Source organism: Pseudoalteromonas sp. NSLLW24 (assembly GCF_015864725.1).
GTDB lineage: Bacteria > Pseudomonadota > Gammaproteobacteria > Enterobacterales > Alteromonadaceae > Pseudoalteromonas > Pseudoalteromonas arctica.
Genome location: NZ_JADYWQ010000001.1, coordinates 1 through 17035 on the forward strand (window position 1 = coordinate 1; position 17035 = coordinate 17035).

Sequence of the window (17035 nt, forward strand, 5' to 3'; positions counted from 1 at the left end):
TAAAGTAGATATTACTTAGAAAGACTTAAAAAATATTATCAGATATTTTCCAAATTCAGTTAGTGCGTAGCGATACGGATTAACGCCCAAATTTGCTTGGTGACAATAGCGTTTTGGACCCACCTGATTCCATGCCGAACTCAGTAGTGAAACGAAACAGCGCCGATGATAGTGTAGCATTTGCTATGTGAAAGTAGGACATTACCAGGCTTCAAATTGTAGAAAGCCCGAATCTAACGATTCGGGCTTTTTTACGTCTGCAGAAAAGTGAAATGTGCGTAATTAATACACACTCACATCAACACCTAGCACGCAGGGCGGGCGAGCATAGCGACTCCCGACGCTAGAATCACAACAAAAACCCTCAATACCCCATTCTGCCAATACAGTAGCATTTTCTACGTGACTCTCCACCGCTGTGGGTATCGTGACATTACACAAGCTTCACATTGTAGAAAGCCCAAATTTAACGATTCGGGCTTTTTTACGTCTACAGAAAAGTGAAATGCGCGCAATTAATACACACCCACATCAACACCTAGCACGTAGGTCGGGCGAGCGTAGCGACTCCCGACGCTAGAATCACAACAAAAACCCTCAATACCCCAGTCGGCTAATACAATAGCATTTTCACTGTGACTTTCTACCGCTGTGGGCACTACGACATCCTACTGCGTAGCCCACCGACATCAAATTGTAGAGAGCCCGTATCTAACGATTTTTTACGCCTGAAGAAAGATTAAATGCGAGCCAATAACGAATAATCTTAACCATAACATCATCAAGTACTTACATTAAATACCTTCATGATCTAACTAAACCCGAGAGGTTCGCGTTTTGAAAAGTGTAGTAAAGTTAAATGTAGGTGAATAGCGTACAACTCACTCAACTATCTTATTCATATTTAATCTTTTTTACTTTCTATAAAAGCTAATTACTTTCATTTCCTTAGATAACAAATTTAATTTTGCTTTGTTACTGTCTTTGATTTAGGATCAAATCAGTTTAAAACCAAGAACTAACAGCCTGTGTATAGATTATTAATTAGCGCCATATCCATTTTATTTTGTTTTTCTGCGTCGGCAGTTGAAGTAACTGATCTATATCAAGATATTTTAAAAGTGGATGACAAAACACGAGACACTCGATTAGCTGCGAGTCGTAAAGCTTTGCTCAATGTTTTAGTGAAAGTAAGCGGTGATGAAACTGCGGATCAAAATAAATTAGCACAGCAACGCACTAAAGATATTTCTGATTATATGCTTAAGTTTGAATATGACGAGAGAGCAAATGGACAGTTGAAACTTGTTGTTAAATTTGAAGCTCGAAAGATCAATGCGTTAATCAAAGAGTTAAACTTACCTTTATGGGGAGTACAACGCCCGTTAGTCGCAATATGGTTAGGTATTGAAGACAATTGGCGCAGAGAATTAGTAACACAAGAAAGTTACCCGCAATTAGAGCAGTTAATTTATGACAAAGCAGGACGCCGTGGTCTGCCTGTCGTTGTGCCATTACTTGATTTACAAGATAGACGTTTAGTAGGTATTCCTGAGGTATGGGGTAACTTTTCAGAACCAGTAGAAGAGGCCTCTAGACGCTACAGTGCTGAGCGAAGTATTACAGCAAGAATGTATAAAGAAGCGGATAGCGAAAATTGGATTTTAGATTGGCGTTTTACTAATGATGATCAATTTGATTCAAATAGATTAACGGGCGATAAGCAGCAAATAGTGAGTCAAATGATTGATACCTTAGCTCGAGGCCTTGCAAGCGAGTACGCTATTGATCCAAATGCTTATTATGAACAAGCCGCGGCCACGCTAACATTAAAAGGCACGCAAAGTTTTGTTGATGTTGAATTAGCAAAACAAAGATTATTGAACTTAAGCGTTGTTACGCAAGTTAAAATTGTTCGTAAAACACCAGAATTTGTAGAATTTAAACTAAACCACACTGGTAACCTAAGTGATCTTAAAAAAGGGCTAGGGTTAGACTCCTCATTTAAAGATTATGAGGATCCACGCGCTTTTTATCATGTTGTTGATAAAAATAGCTTAGAGTATCAATGGATAACGCCATAATGCTAACTTCTGAGCCGATGCAAATGGCATTACCGGTTACCTTGCCGGATGACGAAACATTTGCATCGTACTTTGGTGGGGAAGATTCGTTAGAGGTTAACCATTTAAAAGATAGCTTTTCGAAGTTAGCTAAAAAGTTTCAGTATACTTATTTATGTGGGTTAGGTGATTCGGGTAAGTCTCACCTTTTGTATGCAACCTGCATTAAAGCACAAGAGCGTGGCCTATCTAATATGCTGCTGTCTATGCGCGAAGTAATTGACTTTGGACCTATGGTATTAGACGGTTTAGAAGCACTTGATGTTCTATGTATTGATGACGTGCATTTAGTTGCAGGCAATGATGCATGGGAAAAAGCACTATTTAACTTTTTTAACCGGTTTAACGAACCCGGAAAAATGTTAGTAGTAACTGCCGATTTACTTCCTAGCATGCTTAATATCTCGCTGCCTGACTTAGAGTCTCGCTTAACGTGGGGAACAACCTTTCAAATTCGTTCTATGAGTGATGATGATAAAGCACAAGCACTTGTTAAGCGCGCTCATATGCGCGGCCTTGAATTAAGTGATGAGTGTGCACGCTTTTTACTAACCCGTTTAAGCCGTGATATGCGTGCTTTATTAGATGTACTCGACAAATTAGATCATGCATCTATGGCAGCACAGCGAAAATTAACTATTCCTTTTATAAAATCAACGTTAAAGCTGTAGTAGGTCTAGAATCTAGACCCTTCTTTCAGTTATCATAAGCTATTATCAGAGCGTGTTTACCTTTCCTGATTGGAATTTGTTTAACTTAAGAGTGCTTTAATCGCGTCGTGAGGGCTTTAGCGTAGTATTTATATGCGAAACCCGAACAACAAAGAACGTAGCCTCCGAGATAAACACTTCAAACTGCATGTGTTTGGTCTTTATTTAGCGTTATTGCATCACTTATGTAGGAAACTACAGTCCAATGCTTAACCTTATTTAATAACCAACCACACTGTTGTAAAGCAATCTTGAAAGGCCAACACGCTCTTAAGCAATCACCTTCTGTGAAAGGTCAGGTATCGAATGAACTTAGAAAACATATTAGCGCAAGCACTTGAGGCGGTAGCCAGTGCCAGTGAAATAGCGCAGTTAGAAGATATCAGGGTTAATTATCTTGGTAAAAAAGGCGAAATCACTAGCTTACTTAAAACGTTAGGTAAAATAGCACCTGAAGAACGTAAAGAAGCAGGCCAAGTTATAAACCAAGCTAAACAAGATGTACAAGCTGCTATCAACGAAAAGCGTGAGTTGCTAGCAAGTAAAGCACTTGAAGAAAAACTAGCTGCTGAAACTATAGATGTAACTCTACCAGGGCGTGTTATGCCTACTGGCGGTTTACACCCAGTTACGCGCACTATTGAGCGCATAGAAAGCTTTTTTGGTGAGTTAGGTTTTGAAGTTAAATCTGGTCCAGAAATCGAAGACGATTTTCATAACTTTGATGCGCTAAATATTCCAGAGCACCATCCAGCACGTGCTGATCATGATACCTTTTATTTCAACCCTAAATTAGTACTACGTACACAAACAAGTGGCGTGCAAATTCGTACTATGGAAACTGAGCAGCCACCACTGCGCATTATTTCACCTGGACGCGTATACCGTAACGATTACGACCAAACACATACACCTATGTTCCATCAGGTTGAAGGTTTAATGGTTGATACCGATGTTAGCTTTACTGAGCTAAAAGGTATTTTGCATGATTTTTTACGTAACTTTTTTGAAGAAGATATGGAAATTCGTTTCCGTCCTTCATTCTTCCCGTTTACAGAACCTTCGGCTGAAGTAGATGTTATGGGTAAAGACGGTAAGTGGTTAGAAGTACTAGGCTGCGGCATGGTACATCCAAATGTACTTAAGTCTGTGGGCATTGACCCAGAAAAATACACCGGCTTTGCTTTTGGTATGGGTGTAGAGCGTTTAACTATGTTGCGCTATGGCGTAAACGATTTGCGTGCATTTTTCGAAAATGACTTAAAATTCCTGAACCAGTTCCGTTAAGAGTGAAACAATAAAATGAAATTTAGTGAAAAGTGGTTAAGAGAGTGGGTTAATCCTGCTATTGATACGCAAGCTCTTTCGGAACAGCTTTCAATGGCTGGTCTAGAAGTTGATGGCGTTGAGCCTGCTGCTGCCAAATTTGATGGCGTAGTTGTAGGTGAAGTTGTTGAATGTGGGCAACACCCTGATGCAGATAAACTGCGTGTTACCAAAATTAACGTAGGTGGCGATGAGCTACTTGATATCGTGTGTGGTGCACCAAATTGTCGTTTAGGTATTAAAGTTGCTGTTGCAACTGTGGGCGCTGTACTGCCTGGTGACTTTAAAATTAAAAAAGCCAAACTACGCGGCCAACCTTCAAACGGAATGCTATGTGCTTTTGTTGAGCTAGGTATTAGCGAAGAAGGCGACGGCATTATGGAATTGCCAAGCGATGCACCAGTAGGCACTGATTTACGTGATTACCTAGGTCTTGATGATAATATTATAGATGTTGATTTAACACCAAACCGTGGTGACTGCTTAGGTATAAAAGGTCTAGCACGCGAAGTAGGTGTTTTAAATAGCATTGACGTAAATGTATTAGATATCCCTGCGGTTACTCCAACAATTGATGACAAAGTATCAATTGATCTAGTTAATGAAGATGCATGTCCTCGTTACCTTGGTCGTGTGATAAAGGGCATTAACCTTGATGCAGAAACACCGCTTTGGATGGTTGAAAAGCTACGTCGCAGTGGCGTACGTTCAATCGACCCAGTAGTTGATGTTACTAACTATGTATTACTTGAACTTGGTCACCCAATGCACGCGTTTGATTTAAATGCGATTGAAGGTGGTATTAAAGTACGTAGTGCAAACGCAGGTGAAGAACTTGTTTTATTAGACGGTAACACCGCTAAATTAAACGACACAACACTTGTGATAGCCGATCATAACAAAGCACTTGCAATTGCAGGTATTTTTGGTGGTGAGCAATCAGGTGTTACAGATAAAACATCTGATATATTACTTGAAAGCGCATTTTTTAATCCTGTAGCAATTGCAGGGCAAGCACGTAGCTACGGTTTACACACTGATGCTTCACACCGTTATGAACGCGGTGTTGATTTTGCTCTACAACATGATGCAATGGAACGTGCAACAGCACTTCTTCTTGAGATTGTAGGTGGTCAAGCAGGTCCTGTAGTTGAAGCTGTTGCGGCTGACAAATTACCAAAAGTGACTGAAGTACGTCTTCGCCGTGCACGTTTAGACCGTGTTATTGGTCATCATATTGAAGATGCTAAAGTAACCGATATTCTTACGCGTTTAGGTCTTGATGTTAAAGTAGAAAATGAAAGCTGGAGTGCCGACGTACCAAGCTACCGTTTTGATATTCGCATCGAAGAAGATTTAATTGAAGAAGTAGCACGTGTTTACGGTTACAACAGCATCCCAAATGTTGCACCAACTGCAAAACTTAAAATGACGACACATAACGAAGCAACTATTGCACTTAGCAAGTTCCGTAATACGTTAGTGACTCGTGGTTACCAAGAAGCAATTACATACAGCTTTGTAGACCCTAAAGCACAAGCTATTTTACACCCAGAGTGTAAAGCAATGGTATTACCGCACCCTATTTCAATTGAAATGTCTGCAATGCGTGTAAGTTTAATGCCGGGTTTATTAGCGTCTGTAGCGTATAACCAAAATCGCCAACAGCCTCGCATTCGTTTATTCGAACATGGTCTTAAATTTATAAGCGACGAAAGTGCAGAAAATGGTGTTTACCAAGTACCGGTTATTGGCGGCGTTATTACGGGTCTTGTAAATGGTGAACATTGGGTTGAAGAAAAACGTAACGTTGATTTTTACGATTTAAAAGGTGATGTTGAAGCCTTACTTGCAATTACCAATGACATTACTCGCTTTGAAATTAAAGCCGAGCAGTCAGATGGACTTCACCCTGGTCAATCAGCAGTAATATATGTTGATGGCAAAAAGGTTGGTTTTTTTGGTGCTTTACATCCTCAAGCTCAAAAGTCGTTAGATATCAACAACGCAACTTTTGTTTTTGAAATTGAAATGTCAGCAATAGAAAAAAGAAATTTACCGCAAGCAGAAGGGGTGTCTAAGTTCCCTTCAAATCGCCGCGACATCGCGATTTTAGTGGCAGACAGCGTTAAATCTGGCGACATTTTAAGCGTGATCGAAAAAGTTGGCGGAAATCAATTGGTTGACCTAAACTTATTCGATGTGTATAAGGGCAAAGGTATTGAGCCAAATTATAAGAGTTTGGCGATTGCTCTAACACTGCAAGCGGTTGATAGAACACTCGAAGAGAAAGATATCAATCTAGTAGTTGATAACGTGGTGGCCGAATTGGCCGAACAGTTTAATGCATCGTTGAGGGACTAGATATGGCGCTTACTAAAGCCGACATAGCTGAACACCTATTTGAAAAGCTCGGGATCAATAAAAAAGATGCCAAAGATTTAGTTGAAGCGTTTTTTGAAGAAATCCGCTCAGCGCTAGAAAAAGGCGAGCAGGTTAAGCTCTCTGGATTTGGTAACTTTGATCTTCGAGACAAAAAAGAAAGACCAGGCCGCAACCCGAAAACAGGCGAAGATATTCCTATTTCGGCACGTCGTGTGGTGACTTTTCGACCAGGTCAAAAGCTTAAAACCCGCGTAGAAGTGGGCACAAGCAAAGCAAAATAAAAAAAGGCAGCGTAAGCTGCCTTTTTATTTGCCTGAATAACCTAGTTATTAAATTATACCAACCTGCATAAATCTTTGATCAATTTAACGAATTAAATTGCACTATAACGTCGTTAAAAATGTTTTATTTAGAACAACTAGATACAAAAATTTTTGCCTAGTTCTAGCGTAATTTCCTTAACGTTAAATAGACCCCATATATAAGCAGATTGGTATTAGGTTATTTTTGCGATTATAAATTAAAACTCTCGAGGAGATACAAAATCACCTGCCATTATTTGCTGAAATGTTTGCTCTGCAAGTACATCTAGGCTGTCTAAGCTTTTACCATTCGTTATTAATTGCTGCTCAATTTCAAACACGTCAATATTTTCAATCCCCGACATTTGCGCTACTTTAGAAAATATATATGCATGCTTAAATTTATCATGTTTATAAAAAAGACTAATAAGTGATGTATACACTTCAGGATTCGGTACGTTGTCTTTTTTATTGAGCTCTAAAGTTTTATAAAGCAAATCGATGGTTTTTTCATCGTCGAACTTAATATAGTACGATGCTAAAAAAAATTGCATTTCGGCACTTTGCGTTACACTTTTGTCATTTTCTATCGCCAATAATTTAGTCAGTGCGTTTTGGTTATTATTTCGTGACCATTGGTAGTAGAGCAAACCTGGATGGTTCGTATTTTGGGTATCTTGGTATAACCGAGTCATTTCTTTAATGCTCGTTAATTGACCGTCAATACGTGACGTTTTTTTAGCTTTTAACTTAATATGTTCAATTTTGGCAGCCACAGTTATACATTGGTTATAAGATTCAAAGTCTTTGAGTAATTGGTATTTATTTTCATCAGTAGGGTCTTTGTATTCTATGTAACGTTTGATAATTACATCAGAACGCCCATCCTTGCAGTGGCTGTCTTTGTTTAAGTCGCTACAAAAGCCAGGTGTTTCTTTGCACACTTGTGCGAGTGTTAACGCCTCTTCACACCCTGTCAACGTTAGCAAACCCAATAGTACACTTGCTTTTTTAAGCATCCCTTAACCCCAAATGAATATCTACCTTGTTATTCTAACGCAATCATTTAACGCCTAACAGTAGAGAATAACTTCAGATTAAATTAGAATAGCCCTGCCTGAAGTGCATTACTCTCAAAATATAGTGCATTTTTAAAGGCTATCCGTTCAAAATGATAAACTTAGGTAAATAAAATGACCTCATCTCACGAGTTAGAATACACAAATAGTTGGCAAGAGCGCCAAGATTACGCAGAAAGCATGCAACCAATCATTGGTAAACTTTACCGTAATCGTGGTATCGAAATCGCTGTATATGGCCGTCCTCTCGTAAATGCCAGTACTATCGATATTATCAAATCTCACAAAACCGTTGCTCAGTTTGAAGGCACTAAATTACGTTTGCGTGAAAGCTTCCCATTTTTAGAAGCTATCAGCAAAATGGAATTAAACTCTGCACGTATTGATATTGGTAAGCTTGCATATAGTTATTTGTTCACTGAAGCTGCAAAAGGCCGCTCAGTAGAAGAATTTGTAAAAGATGAACTTGCAGAAATAGCTGACTTACCAGCGAAAGAACCACGCGATGTTGTATTGTATGGTTTTGGTCGTATTGGTCGTTTACTAGCGCGTTTATTAATTGAAAAATCAGGTCCATATTCAGATTTACGTTTGCGCGCTATTGTTGTGCGTGGCGGTAAAGAGGGTGATCTTGAAAAGCGTGCAAGCTTACTGCGTCGTGATTCAATTCACGGTCCATTCAATGGCTCAATCACTATTGATAAAGAACGTAACGCAATTAAAGCCAACGGTAGCTACATTCAGGTTATTTACGCTAACTCTCCTAGCGAAATTGATTACACTCAATACGGTATCGACAATGCATTAATTGTTGATAACACCGGTATTTGGAAAGACGAAGCGGGCCTTGGCCAGCATCTAGAGTGTAAGGGCGCTGCAAAAGTATTATTAACAGCTCCTGCAAAAGGTAATATCAAAAACATCGTATATGGTGTTAATAACAAAGATATTTTACCTGAAGATAAAATTGTTTGTGCAGCAAGCTGTACAACCAATGCAATTACACCAACGCTTAAAGCACTAAACGATAAGTTTGGTATTAATAATGGCCATGTTGAAACTGTACACTCGTACACGAACGATCAAAACCTTATTGATAACTACCACAAAGCAGAGCGCCGTGGCCGTGCCGCAGCACTTAACATGGTAATTACTGAGACAGGGGCTGCAAAAGCGGTTTCAAAAGCATTACCAGAGCTTGAAGGCAAATTAACAGGTAACGCAATCCGCGTACCTACACCTAATGTGTCGCTAGCTATTTTGAACCTTAACTTAGCAACAAGCACATCAGTTGAAGAGCTAAACGCATTTTTACGCGATACTGCACTTCATTCAGACTTACGTGACCAAATTGATTACACAGCATCAACGGAAATTGTTTCTACCGATTTAGTAGGTAGCCGTTACGCAGGTGTTGTTGATTCACAAGCAACGATTGTTGAAGATAACCGTATTGTTTTATATGTATGGTACGACAATGAGTTTGGTTACAGCTGCCAAGTAGTTCGTTGTATGCGGGATATGGCCGAAGTGTCATTCCCAAGCTTACCTCGCTAATTTATTTGCAGTGACTTAAAAGCCAGCATGTTGCTGGCTTTTTTGGTCGTGTATTATTTTTAAAGCGTATGCCTTGTGATAGGCTTTAATTAAGAAAATGCACATTCGTTTTACTATTTACAAAATAATGTCAGTTCTGTGAATTAATAAACAGATAAACTTATTCAACCTAAAGGTTTTTTCATGAAAATCAGCAGCAATTTCGACAGTGGTAATATCAAAGTTATTGAAGCCACCGATCCTTTAAATATTCAATTAGAAATTAATAAAGATCACCAGTCTGAATTTTATCAGTGGTTTCACTTTCGTCTTGAAACAACGCCTTACCAATTGCATAAGTTAAATATTAATGAGCTTGATAAATCAGCTTACCCAGATGGTTGGGAAGGGTATCAAGCCGTTGCATCATATGACCGCCAAACATGGTTTCGTGTACCATCAAGCTATAAAAATGGCACATTAAGCTTTGAAATTGAACCAGAGTGCGGCAGCGTGTATTTTGCTTACTTTGCGCCATACAGTTACGACCGCCATTTAGATTTATTGTCTTGGGCACAAAGCCAAGGTGCTTGCCAATTAATAACACTTGGTGAAACACTCGATGGCCGCGATATGAGTGTGCTTAAAATTGGTGAGCCAAGTGAAGATAAGAAAAATATCTGGATCACAGCACGTCAACATCCAGGTGAAACAATGGCCCAATGGTATGTTGAAGGTCTACTGCACAAACTTCTTGATGACGAAGACCCACATGCAGCTGCGCTTCTATCAAAAGCAGTATTTTACGTTGTGCCAAATATGAATCCAGATGGCAGCGCACGCGGACATCTCCGTACTAATGCTAAAGGCGTTAACTTAAACCGTGAATGGCAGACACCAAGCATGGAAAATAGCCCTGAGGTTTACCTAGTACTAAATAAAATGCGCGAAGCTGGCTTAGATATGCACTTAGATATACACGGCGATGAAGCTATTCCGTATAACTTTGTGGCAGGCAGCGAAGGTATTCCAAGTTACGATGCTCGTCTTAAAGGCCTTGAAGATAGCTTTAAAGCTGCGCTTTTAACTATTACTCCAGAGTTTCAAGATGAGCATGGCTATCCAAAAGATGAGCCCGGCCAAGCTAACCTTACGGTAGGTTCATCAGCTACTGCTGAAGAATTCAAAGCATTAACGTACACAATTGAAATGCCATTTAAAGACAACAACGATTTACCTGATCCAGACTATGGCTGGTCAGACCGTCGTTCGTATCAATTTGGTCAAGATACGTTAGCGGCAATTGTTAATGTTGTTGATAATTTAAGATAAAACGTTTATTTGAAGGGTATCAATAGTTTTGATGCCCTTTTTGCTTTTAGTAAAACCCCTTTTACAAAAAATAATAATCATATAGCAACTTCATTCCAAAACGTTTTTAACGTTTCTTCGCCGCGTATCATCACCGTATCGGTACAAATCAATCTACTTTCCTTTAAATACTGCTGATGCAGTGCCTTGCAATAGCTACGTAATTAGATATTTTGAAAATTAAGTGTTAACAAAGTTGGGGTACTTAAGTTAAGATTAATTAAATAATGAGTCGGGACGGGAGAGGTAAAACCTTATTTCGTGAAACTTATGTTGCGTAGTAGCTAAAGCAGAGTCTCGTAATTAAAAATAATAAATATAACTATAGAGGATATCCATGGAAGCTTTTGTAAGCGCTGTTAATGATGTTGTTTGGAGTAATGCACTCATCTATTTATGCCTAGGCGCAGGCTTGTTTTATTCAGTATTAACTCGATTTGCTCAAGTTAGACATTTTAAAGAAATGTGTAAGTTATTATTTAGTCCAAACACGTCTGATAAAGGTATCTCATCTTTTCAAGCCCTTGCAGTATCGTTGTCTGGACGAGTCGGTGTTGGTAATATCGCAGGTGTTGCAGCAGCTATCGGTTTTGGTGGACCAGGTGCTATTTTTTGGATGTGGGTTGTTGCTTTTCTAGGTGCAAGTACCGCATATGCAGAATCTACTTTAGGCCAAATTTATAAAACAGAAGAAAACGGGCAATATCGTGGCGGCCCAGCGTATTATTTTGACCGTTGTTTAGGGCAAAAATGGCTAGCTGTTTTATTTGCTGTTTCGGCAATTATTGCATGTGGTGTTTTTCTGCCAGGCGTACAAGCAAATGCGGTAGGTAATGCGTTTACTCAAGTGTTTGGCGATGGCAATATGGTTTCTACTAGCTTTGGTGACGTAGGCAGCTTTAAATTGGTCGCTTTGGCAATTATCCTTATTGTTTTGGCGTTTATTATTTTCGGCGGAATAAAGCGTATTGCGAACTTTACGCAAATAGTAGTGCCATTTATGGCGCTTGGTTACATAGTATTGGCACTAATCGTAGTATTTTTAAATTTAGATAAAGTGGGTGATATATTTTATTTAATTATTAGTGATGCGTTTACTGCGCAGGCCGGTTTTGGTGCTGCTATTGGTTGGGGCGTTAAACGCGGTATATATTCTAACGAAGCAGGCCAAGGTACTGGGCCTCATGCAGCAGCCGCTGCAGAAGTTGATCACCCTGCTCAACAGGGGTTAGTACAAGCTTTCTCTGTTTACGTTGATACCATCTTTGTGTGTACTGCAACAGCATTAATGATTTTAATAACGCAGCAATACAACATTGTGGGTGAGTTACCAGCAGGGCAATTTATTGTTCAAAATGTTGATGCAGCCACTGAAGTGGGTTCAGCAGCCTTTACGCAAATGGCTCTATTTAGTGTATTTGGTAGTTTTGGGCAGGCATTTGTTGGCATCGCATTGTTCTTCTTTGCTTTTACCACAATACTTGCTTATTACTTTATTGCAGAGACTAATATTGCTTATTTAAATCGTTATTTTAAAGGCAGTATTCCGCTTGTTATCGTGAAGTTTGTGATTATGTTTATGGTTGCATACGGCATGGTAAACAATTCAGGTTATATCTGGACTATTGGTGATATTGGCGTTGGCTTAATGGCCTGGATCAACATACTAGGTATTTTAGCTATTTTCTTCGTAGCTAAGCCTGCTTTGTTATGTTTGAGCGATTATGAAGAACAGAAGAAAAAAGGCGGAAAGATCATATTTGATCCAGTTAAATTAGGCATTAAAAACGCCACGTTCTGGGAAAAACGCTTAGAGAAGCAGTCAAAAGACGCAGAGTGATTAAACTTAGTGGGCAACTTAGAAAATTATCGCCCCAAAATTAGTTATTGGTTTGAATTCAAAAAAGACAACGAGAAATAAAACAAGTACAATAAAGGCGCCGAAAGGCGCTTTTTTTATGCGTAGTATGGAGAGAAGTATGGCGATTATTCGTTGCCCAAAATGTGCAAAATCAATTTCAGATAAACATAAGCAATGTCCGCATTGCGAAAGCAACATTGCAGAGCTAAACGACGAGCAAGTTTTGCAACTTCAGCGCGAACAGCGAATTAAAAAAAAGCAGATGTTTATAAATCACTCCTTTTTGGCGCTTATCTTATTTTTAGGTGGTTTTTTCTGTTTGTACTTTTTACAACCGCAAGAAAAAACGCTTCAGTGGTATGCTTATACTGCGGCTATTGGCGTAGGGTGTATTTGGTATCTTATAAACCGAATTGTTTTAGTGACTCTAAAAAAGAAAAAATGACATGAATATCGACAATCTTGTACAAAATATTACTCCCGAATTATTCGAACGCTTACAATACGGTGCATCAACTGGCAAATGGCCAGACGGTACCGTTTTATCAGACGAGCAAAAGCAACAAACAGTGCAGTTGGTTATGTTGTATCAAGCAAAAGTGGCTCAATCAAACGAGCAATTTACGATTGGTGCTAATGGTGAAATGATCCAAAAGACAAAAGCTCAACTACAAAAAGAATTTAAATCAGACAACGAAATAGCTAGGTTTAGTGAACATGATCTTTAAGCACCTTTTTACACCGAAATGGAAACACCCTAAGCAACAAGTACGTCTTGATGCTATCGAAAAATTAGACATTGAACGTGATGCAACCATATTAAACACGTTAGCACTTGAAGACAGCTCAGCTGAAATACGCCGCAAAGCACTACAAAAAGTAAACGAGTTACCACTTTGGTGGAAAGCGTATAAACAAGATCAAGCATTAAAAGATATAGCAGAGCTTCAAATATCTAATGCTGTTTTAAATAGCGAAAGTGCACTAACACCGCAAATTAAAAACGAATACATAGAGCGTTTTGCACCCGTTAAAACACTCGAAAAGTTAGCGTTTGCAGAAAAAGAACTGCAAGTACGCGTTAAATTATTAAAACGTTTAGCAAATCCAAAACTAGTAGAAAAAGCATTTAAAGAAGGTAGCGAAGAGCTACAAACTCAATTAGTTGAACTTGTTATTACCCATCAATTAATTAAGCCATTAGTAAAGCATGCAAAGGATGGTGCAAAAGCAGCACTTGAAACGCATATTGAAAATGAGCGTTTAGCAATAGAAATGCCACTGCAGGTTGAAAGTGCAACACGTGTTATTTTAGCTAAGTTAAATGCTTTACGTGAAAAAACAGATTTTGGTGTTGTAAATCCACAAGCCGGCGAATTAATGGCCCAGTGGCAAGCACTTGAGCTCAAATGGCTAAGTGATGAGCGTGTTAAGCTTCTTGACGAAAAATATATTTCGATTACCACTAAGTTAGATGCACACATTGAACAGCTAAAAGCGATACACGACAAAGAGCAGCAAAAATTAGCGCTACAACAGCGCCAATTGCTAGCGCTTGCAACTGTTGAAGCGTTAAGTGAAGAAATAGAAAACGCCTTACAGCTAGGCCTTGAAACACCAGAGCAAATTCAACAAGATTGGCTTGATGCAAAAGTAGCGCAAGCTAAGCAAGCTATTAGCGAAACAGAACTTGCTAATAATACGCAATCTAAACTGGCTGTAAGCAAGTTAGAAAAGCTATTTACTCAAGTTGCTAAATTACCTGAGCTAACAACGGCTATTAAAGAGTACAAACTCGCTTTTGCAGCATTATGCGAAATTAAGCCAGCAGAAGATTTAGCGCAATACGATGCAACTCTAACTGAATTTAATAATGGTTTTAAAGCAGCGCGTAGTCATTTAAATATTTTAGATGGTGCACTGCAAAGTACCTTTAAAACACAGTTAAATACGCATAAAAAGCAATTTTTAGCACCAATGAGTGAGCTAGTTAAGCCACTTGAAAAAAACCAAAGCCAAGCAAAACGCAAAGCTCGTGATGTTAAACGCCTAATTGAAGAAGGTCGTTTTAATGTTGCCTTTGGCGTATTTAAAGGGTTTGAAGAGTTATTTAATACACTCACTGAGCAATATCAACAGCCGCTTGTAAATATAAAAGCGGAACTTGAAGCGCAACTTGCAGATGCTAAAGATTGGCAAAAATACGCTGCAGCACCAAAGCGTGAAGCTTTATTAGAAGAAGTAAGTGCATTAGTAAGTGAAGAGTGTACTGACCCACAACAACGCGCAGAGCAAGTAAAAGTGCTACGTAAACGTTGGAATGAGTTAGGTCGTTTAGATACAGATGAAGAAAAGCAACAAGGCGTGCAGTTTGATGAAAAAATCGAGCTGTTATTTGCACCTTGTCGTAGTTACTTTGCAGAGCAAGAAGTACAACGCGAGGCCTCAAAAGCACAACGCGAAAGTATTATTAGCGACATGCACGCGCTTCATTTACAGCCTACGGCTGAGGATGACTTTGATTGGAAGCAATATGAAAGCCAATACAATCGTTTAAACAAAGCGTGGCGCAGTGTAGGTAAAGTTGATCCTAAAACATACCGTACACTAAACGATCGTTATAAAAGCGAGCAACAACAAGTACTGGCTTTATTAAACGCATTTCATAAAAGTAATGCCGTACTTAAAAATGAATTAGTAGAAAAAGCGCAGCAATTATCACAAAGCGATGATTTAGCCGCTGCGTGCCAAGAGTTGAAGCAAATGCAGCAGCAATGGCAAACAATTGGTTTTGCAGGTTTAAAAGCTGAAAATGCGTTATGGCAAAAATTTCGTCAATTTAACGATGAAACATTTACTAAACGTAGTAGTGAATTTGAGCAGCAAAAACTTGATCAAAATGAGTCAGATAAACAAGCAGTTGCAGAACTTGCTGAGCTTGAAGCAGCACTTAGCGATGTAAATCAAAGAGCACAGTTGCACGACCTAGAAACAAAAGTGAAAGGGTACACGCAATTTAGATCGTTAGCGCCAAAAGTTACTAAGCTACTAGCAGCTATTGACGATAAACTTGCATTGCTTACAAGCAAATCAGAGCAAGCTAATCTAGATGCGTTAATTACAGCACTTGAAAACAATGAAGCGTTACCAAGTCAGTATCAAGCACCGCTTAAAACAACATTAAGTAAAGAGCAACTTATTACTCGCATGGAAATACTAGCGAACGTAAGTTCAACCGATAAGTCACTTAGAATGGCAGAACAAGTAGCCATGCTAGATGACAAACATCGTGGCGATCATGCTGATTTAAACTATTATTTAAAACAGTTATTAGCGCTCAGTGACGGTTCAGTTGAACCTGACACACTAACGCGACTTAAAGCGACACTTGCAGCTTAATGCACTAGGGCGTGTTGACCTTTCGTGGTTGAATTTGCAGCAGACTGTTTGGTATTTAGGCAAGGCAGAGTCTATGTAGTGTGGTTATTCCCCATAAATAGGCGATAACGCAGCATAAATGCCAAACATGCGCTGCCCTTTGGGTTCTTTCTAGGGACGATTAACTCTTTGTTGCTCGGTTTTGACTTAGCCCGCTAGGTTACAAACCTCACGCCGCGATTAAATCGACCCTAGATTGAACAAATTTCAATCCACAAAGGTCAACACGCCCTAGAACCAGCGTAATATATGCTGGTTACTATTTTAATAAGCCGCTTTAATAGCGGCTTTTTTATGTATCACTAATTTATAAACAAAAGGGTTCTCATGAGAATTTTAGTTATTATTGCATCGTTATTTTTAACTGCCTGTAATACCACGCAAGGCATATCAGTATATTCATTTACTAACTCTGAGGTTGAGTCTGTACTGGGTAAGCAATTACCAAAGTTAAGTGAAAAAGTAAGCTTAATGGGTTTGCCGGTTCAGTTTGATGTAAACGACTTAAGTGTAAATATTGGACCTGATAACCGCGATGTTGTTGTTCTTGGTGCCGATTCAAGCGCTGAAATTAATGCATTCGCACTTAAATACCCAGTGCGTTTAAAGCTACAAATTGAAGGTAGCCCATTCTACGACAGTGAGAAAAAAGCAGTGTTTTTACGTAATATTAAATTACTTGATTCGAGTGTTGATGCCGGTGGTTTCAAAGGTAATTTAGGTGCACTTGATAGCCAAGCAATGGATGTGATTAATGCTTTTTTAGCGGTTAACCCTGTTTATACATTAAATATGGATGACCCTAAAATGATGCTACTTAGTAAACTTCCACTTGATATGAAAGTGGTTGAAGGTGCAATTAAGCTAGTACCTCGTCTATAAGTAGATCTACCTACTTACAATA

At 39.0% G+C, this 17035-nt stretch carries 14 protein-coding genes and 1 rRNA gene; 13 read left to right on the plus strand and 2 right to left on the minus strand.

Annotated elements, in window-relative coordinates; genetic code table 11:
• Window positions 1-95: 95 nt before the first annotated feature.
• Window positions 96-210 (plus strand): 5S ribosomal RNA (rrf, locus tag I6E72_RS00005).
• Between the two features lie 305 nt (window positions 211-515).
• Here the strand turns inward: rrf and I6E72_RS00010 are convergent.
• Entirely contained in the window at window positions 516-659 is a 144-nt protein-coding gene (locus I6E72_RS00010; RefSeq protein WP_165722358.1) for a hypothetical protein, read from the minus strand.
• 369 nt (window positions 660-1028) lie between these two features.
• Here I6E72_RS00010 and I6E72_RS00015 point away from each other — a divergent pair, with 369 nt between their 5' ends.
• The 5 genes from I6E72_RS00015 (at window position 1029) to ihfA (ending at window position 6825) form a co-directional block, all read left to right on the plus strand.
• Complete coding sequence (locus tag I6E72_RS00015; RefSeq protein ID WP_010554011.1) at window positions 1029-2084, plus strand: DUF2066 domain-containing protein; 1056 nt, start codon at window positions 1029-1031, stop codon at window positions 2082-2084.
• Entirely contained in the window at window positions 2084-2794 is a 711-nt protein-coding gene (gene hda / locus I6E72_RS00020) for a DnaA regulatory inactivator Hda (protein ID WP_007580342.1), read from the plus strand. The genes I6E72_RS00015 and hda overlap by 1 nt, the downstream gene beginning before the upstream one ends.
• Before the next feature lie 345 nt (window positions 2795-3139).
• Window positions 3140-4120 carry a phenylalanine--tRNA ligase subunit alpha gene (gene pheS / locus I6E72_RS00025; protein ID WP_002960692.1) on the plus strand — a complete coding sequence of 327 codons (981 nt, stop codon included), beginning with the start codon at window positions 3140-3142 and terminating at the stop codon, window positions 4118-4120.
• 15 nt (window positions 4121-4135) lie between these two features.
• Window positions 4136-6523, plus strand: coding sequence for a phenylalanine--tRNA ligase subunit beta (pheT, locus tag I6E72_RS00030; RefSeq protein WP_197110722.1), 2388 nt, complete (start codon window positions 4136-4138; stop codon window positions 6521-6523).
• A 2-nt stretch (window positions 6524-6525) separates the two neighbouring features.
• Window positions 6526-6825, plus strand: coding sequence for an integration host factor subunit alpha (gene ihfA / locus I6E72_RS00035; RefSeq protein WP_002960690.1), 300 nt, complete (start codon window positions 6526-6528; stop codon window positions 6823-6825).
• A 239-nt stretch (window positions 6826-7064) separates the two neighbouring features.
• Here ihfA and I6E72_RS00040 read toward each other — a convergent pair whose 3' ends face one another.
• Window positions 7065-7865, minus strand: a complete 801-nt coding sequence (locus I6E72_RS00040; RefSeq protein ID WP_197110723.1) for a DUF2989 domain-containing protein — start codon at window positions 7863-7865, stop codon at window positions 7065-7067.
• Window positions 7866-8039: 174 nt separating this feature from the next.
• Between I6E72_RS00040 and I6E72_RS00045 the strand changes: the two genes are divergently transcribed.
• From I6E72_RS00045 to I6E72_RS00075, 7 genes are all read left to right on the plus strand, one after another.
• Window positions 8040-9482 carry a glyceraldehyde-3-phosphate dehydrogenase gene (locus tag I6E72_RS00045; protein WP_010554014.1) on the plus strand — a complete coding sequence of 481 codons (1443 nt, stop codon included), beginning with the start codon at window positions 8040-8042 and terminating at the stop codon, window positions 9480-9482.
• Window positions 9483-9665: 183 nt separating this feature from the next.
• Complete coding sequence (locus I6E72_RS00050) at window positions 9666-10793, plus strand: M14 family metallopeptidase (protein ID WP_197110724.1); 1128 nt, start codon at window positions 9666-9668, stop codon at window positions 10791-10793.
• 376 nt (window positions 10794-11169) lie between these two features.
• Window positions 11170-12672, plus strand: a complete 1503-nt coding sequence (locus I6E72_RS00055; protein WP_010554016.1) for an alanine/glycine:cation symporter family protein — start codon at window positions 11170-11172, stop codon at window positions 12670-12672.
• 139 nt (window positions 12673-12811) lie between these two features.
• Window positions 12812-13138: a hypothetical protein gene (locus tag I6E72_RS00060; RefSeq protein ID WP_007580349.1), complete on the plus strand. Its 327-nt coding sequence runs from the start codon at window positions 12812-12814 to the stop codon at window positions 13136-13138.
• Window position 13139: 1 nt separating this feature from the next.
• A complete protein-coding gene (locus tag I6E72_RS00065; protein ID WP_007378333.1) occupies window positions 13140-13421 on the plus strand; it encodes a YeaC family protein in 282 nt (93 codons plus the stop codon).
• Window positions 13411-16092 (plus strand): DUF349 domain-containing protein, encoded by a 2682-nt coding sequence (locus tag I6E72_RS00070; protein ID WP_165722356.1) that lies wholly within the window; start codon window positions 13411-13413, stop codon window positions 16090-16092. The genes I6E72_RS00065 and I6E72_RS00070 overlap by 11 nt, the downstream gene beginning before the upstream one ends.
• Window positions 16093-16458: 366 nt before the next feature.
• On the plus strand, window positions 16459-17013 hold the full coding sequence (locus I6E72_RS00075) for a DUF1439 domain-containing protein (protein WP_197110725.1): 555 nt from the start codon (window positions 16459-16461) through the stop codon (window positions 17011-17013).
• The last annotated feature ends 22 nt before the right edge of the window (window positions 17014-17035 follow it).

What these genes read in the sequence shown, in the direction of transcription:
- hda (WP_007580342.1), top strand. Translation starts at nt 2,084, where the DNA reads ATGCTAACTTCTGAGCCGATGCAAATGGCATTACCGGTTACCTTGCCG.
- pheS (WP_002960692.1), top strand. Translation starts at nt 3,140, where the DNA reads ATGAACTTAGAAAACATATTAGCGCAAGCACTTGAGGCGGTAGCCAGT.
- pheT (WP_197110722.1), top strand. Translation starts at nt 4,136, where the DNA reads ATGAAATTTAGTGAAAAGTGGTTAAGAGAGTGGGTTAATCCTGCTATT.
- ihfA (WP_002960690.1), top strand. Translation starts at nt 6,526, where the DNA reads ATGGCGCTTACTAAAGCCGACATAGCTGAACACCTATTTGAAAAGCTC.
- I6E72_RS00040 (WP_197110723.1), bottom strand. Translation starts at nt 7,865, where the DNA reads ATGCTTAAAAAAGCAAGTGTACTATTGGGTTTGCTAACGTTGACAGGG.
- I6E72_RS00045 (WP_010554014.1), top strand. Translation starts at nt 8,040, where the DNA reads ATGACCTCATCTCACGAGTTAGAATACACAAATAGTTGGCAAGAGCGC.
- I6E72_RS00050 (WP_197110724.1), top strand. Translation starts at nt 9,666, where the DNA reads ATGAAAATCAGCAGCAATTTCGACAGTGGTAATATCAAAGTTATTGAA.
- I6E72_RS00055 (WP_010554016.1), top strand. Translation starts at nt 11,170, where the DNA reads ATGGAAGCTTTTGTAAGCGCTGTTAATGATGTTGTTTGGAGTAATGCA.
- I6E72_RS00060 (WP_007580349.1), top strand. Translation starts at nt 12,812, where the DNA reads ATGGCGATTATTCGTTGCCCAAAATGTGCAAAATCAATTTCAGATAAA.
- I6E72_RS00065 (WP_007378333.1), top strand. Translation starts at nt 13,140, where the DNA reads ATGAATATCGACAATCTTGTACAAAATATTACTCCCGAATTATTCGAA.
- I6E72_RS00070 (WP_165722356.1), top strand. Translation starts at nt 13,411, where the DNA reads ATGATCTTTAAGCACCTTTTTACACCGAAATGGAAACACCCTAAGCAA.
- I6E72_RS00075 (WP_197110725.1), top strand. Translation starts at nt 16,459, where the DNA reads ATGAGAATTTTAGTTATTATTGCATCGTTATTTTTAACTGCCTGTAAT.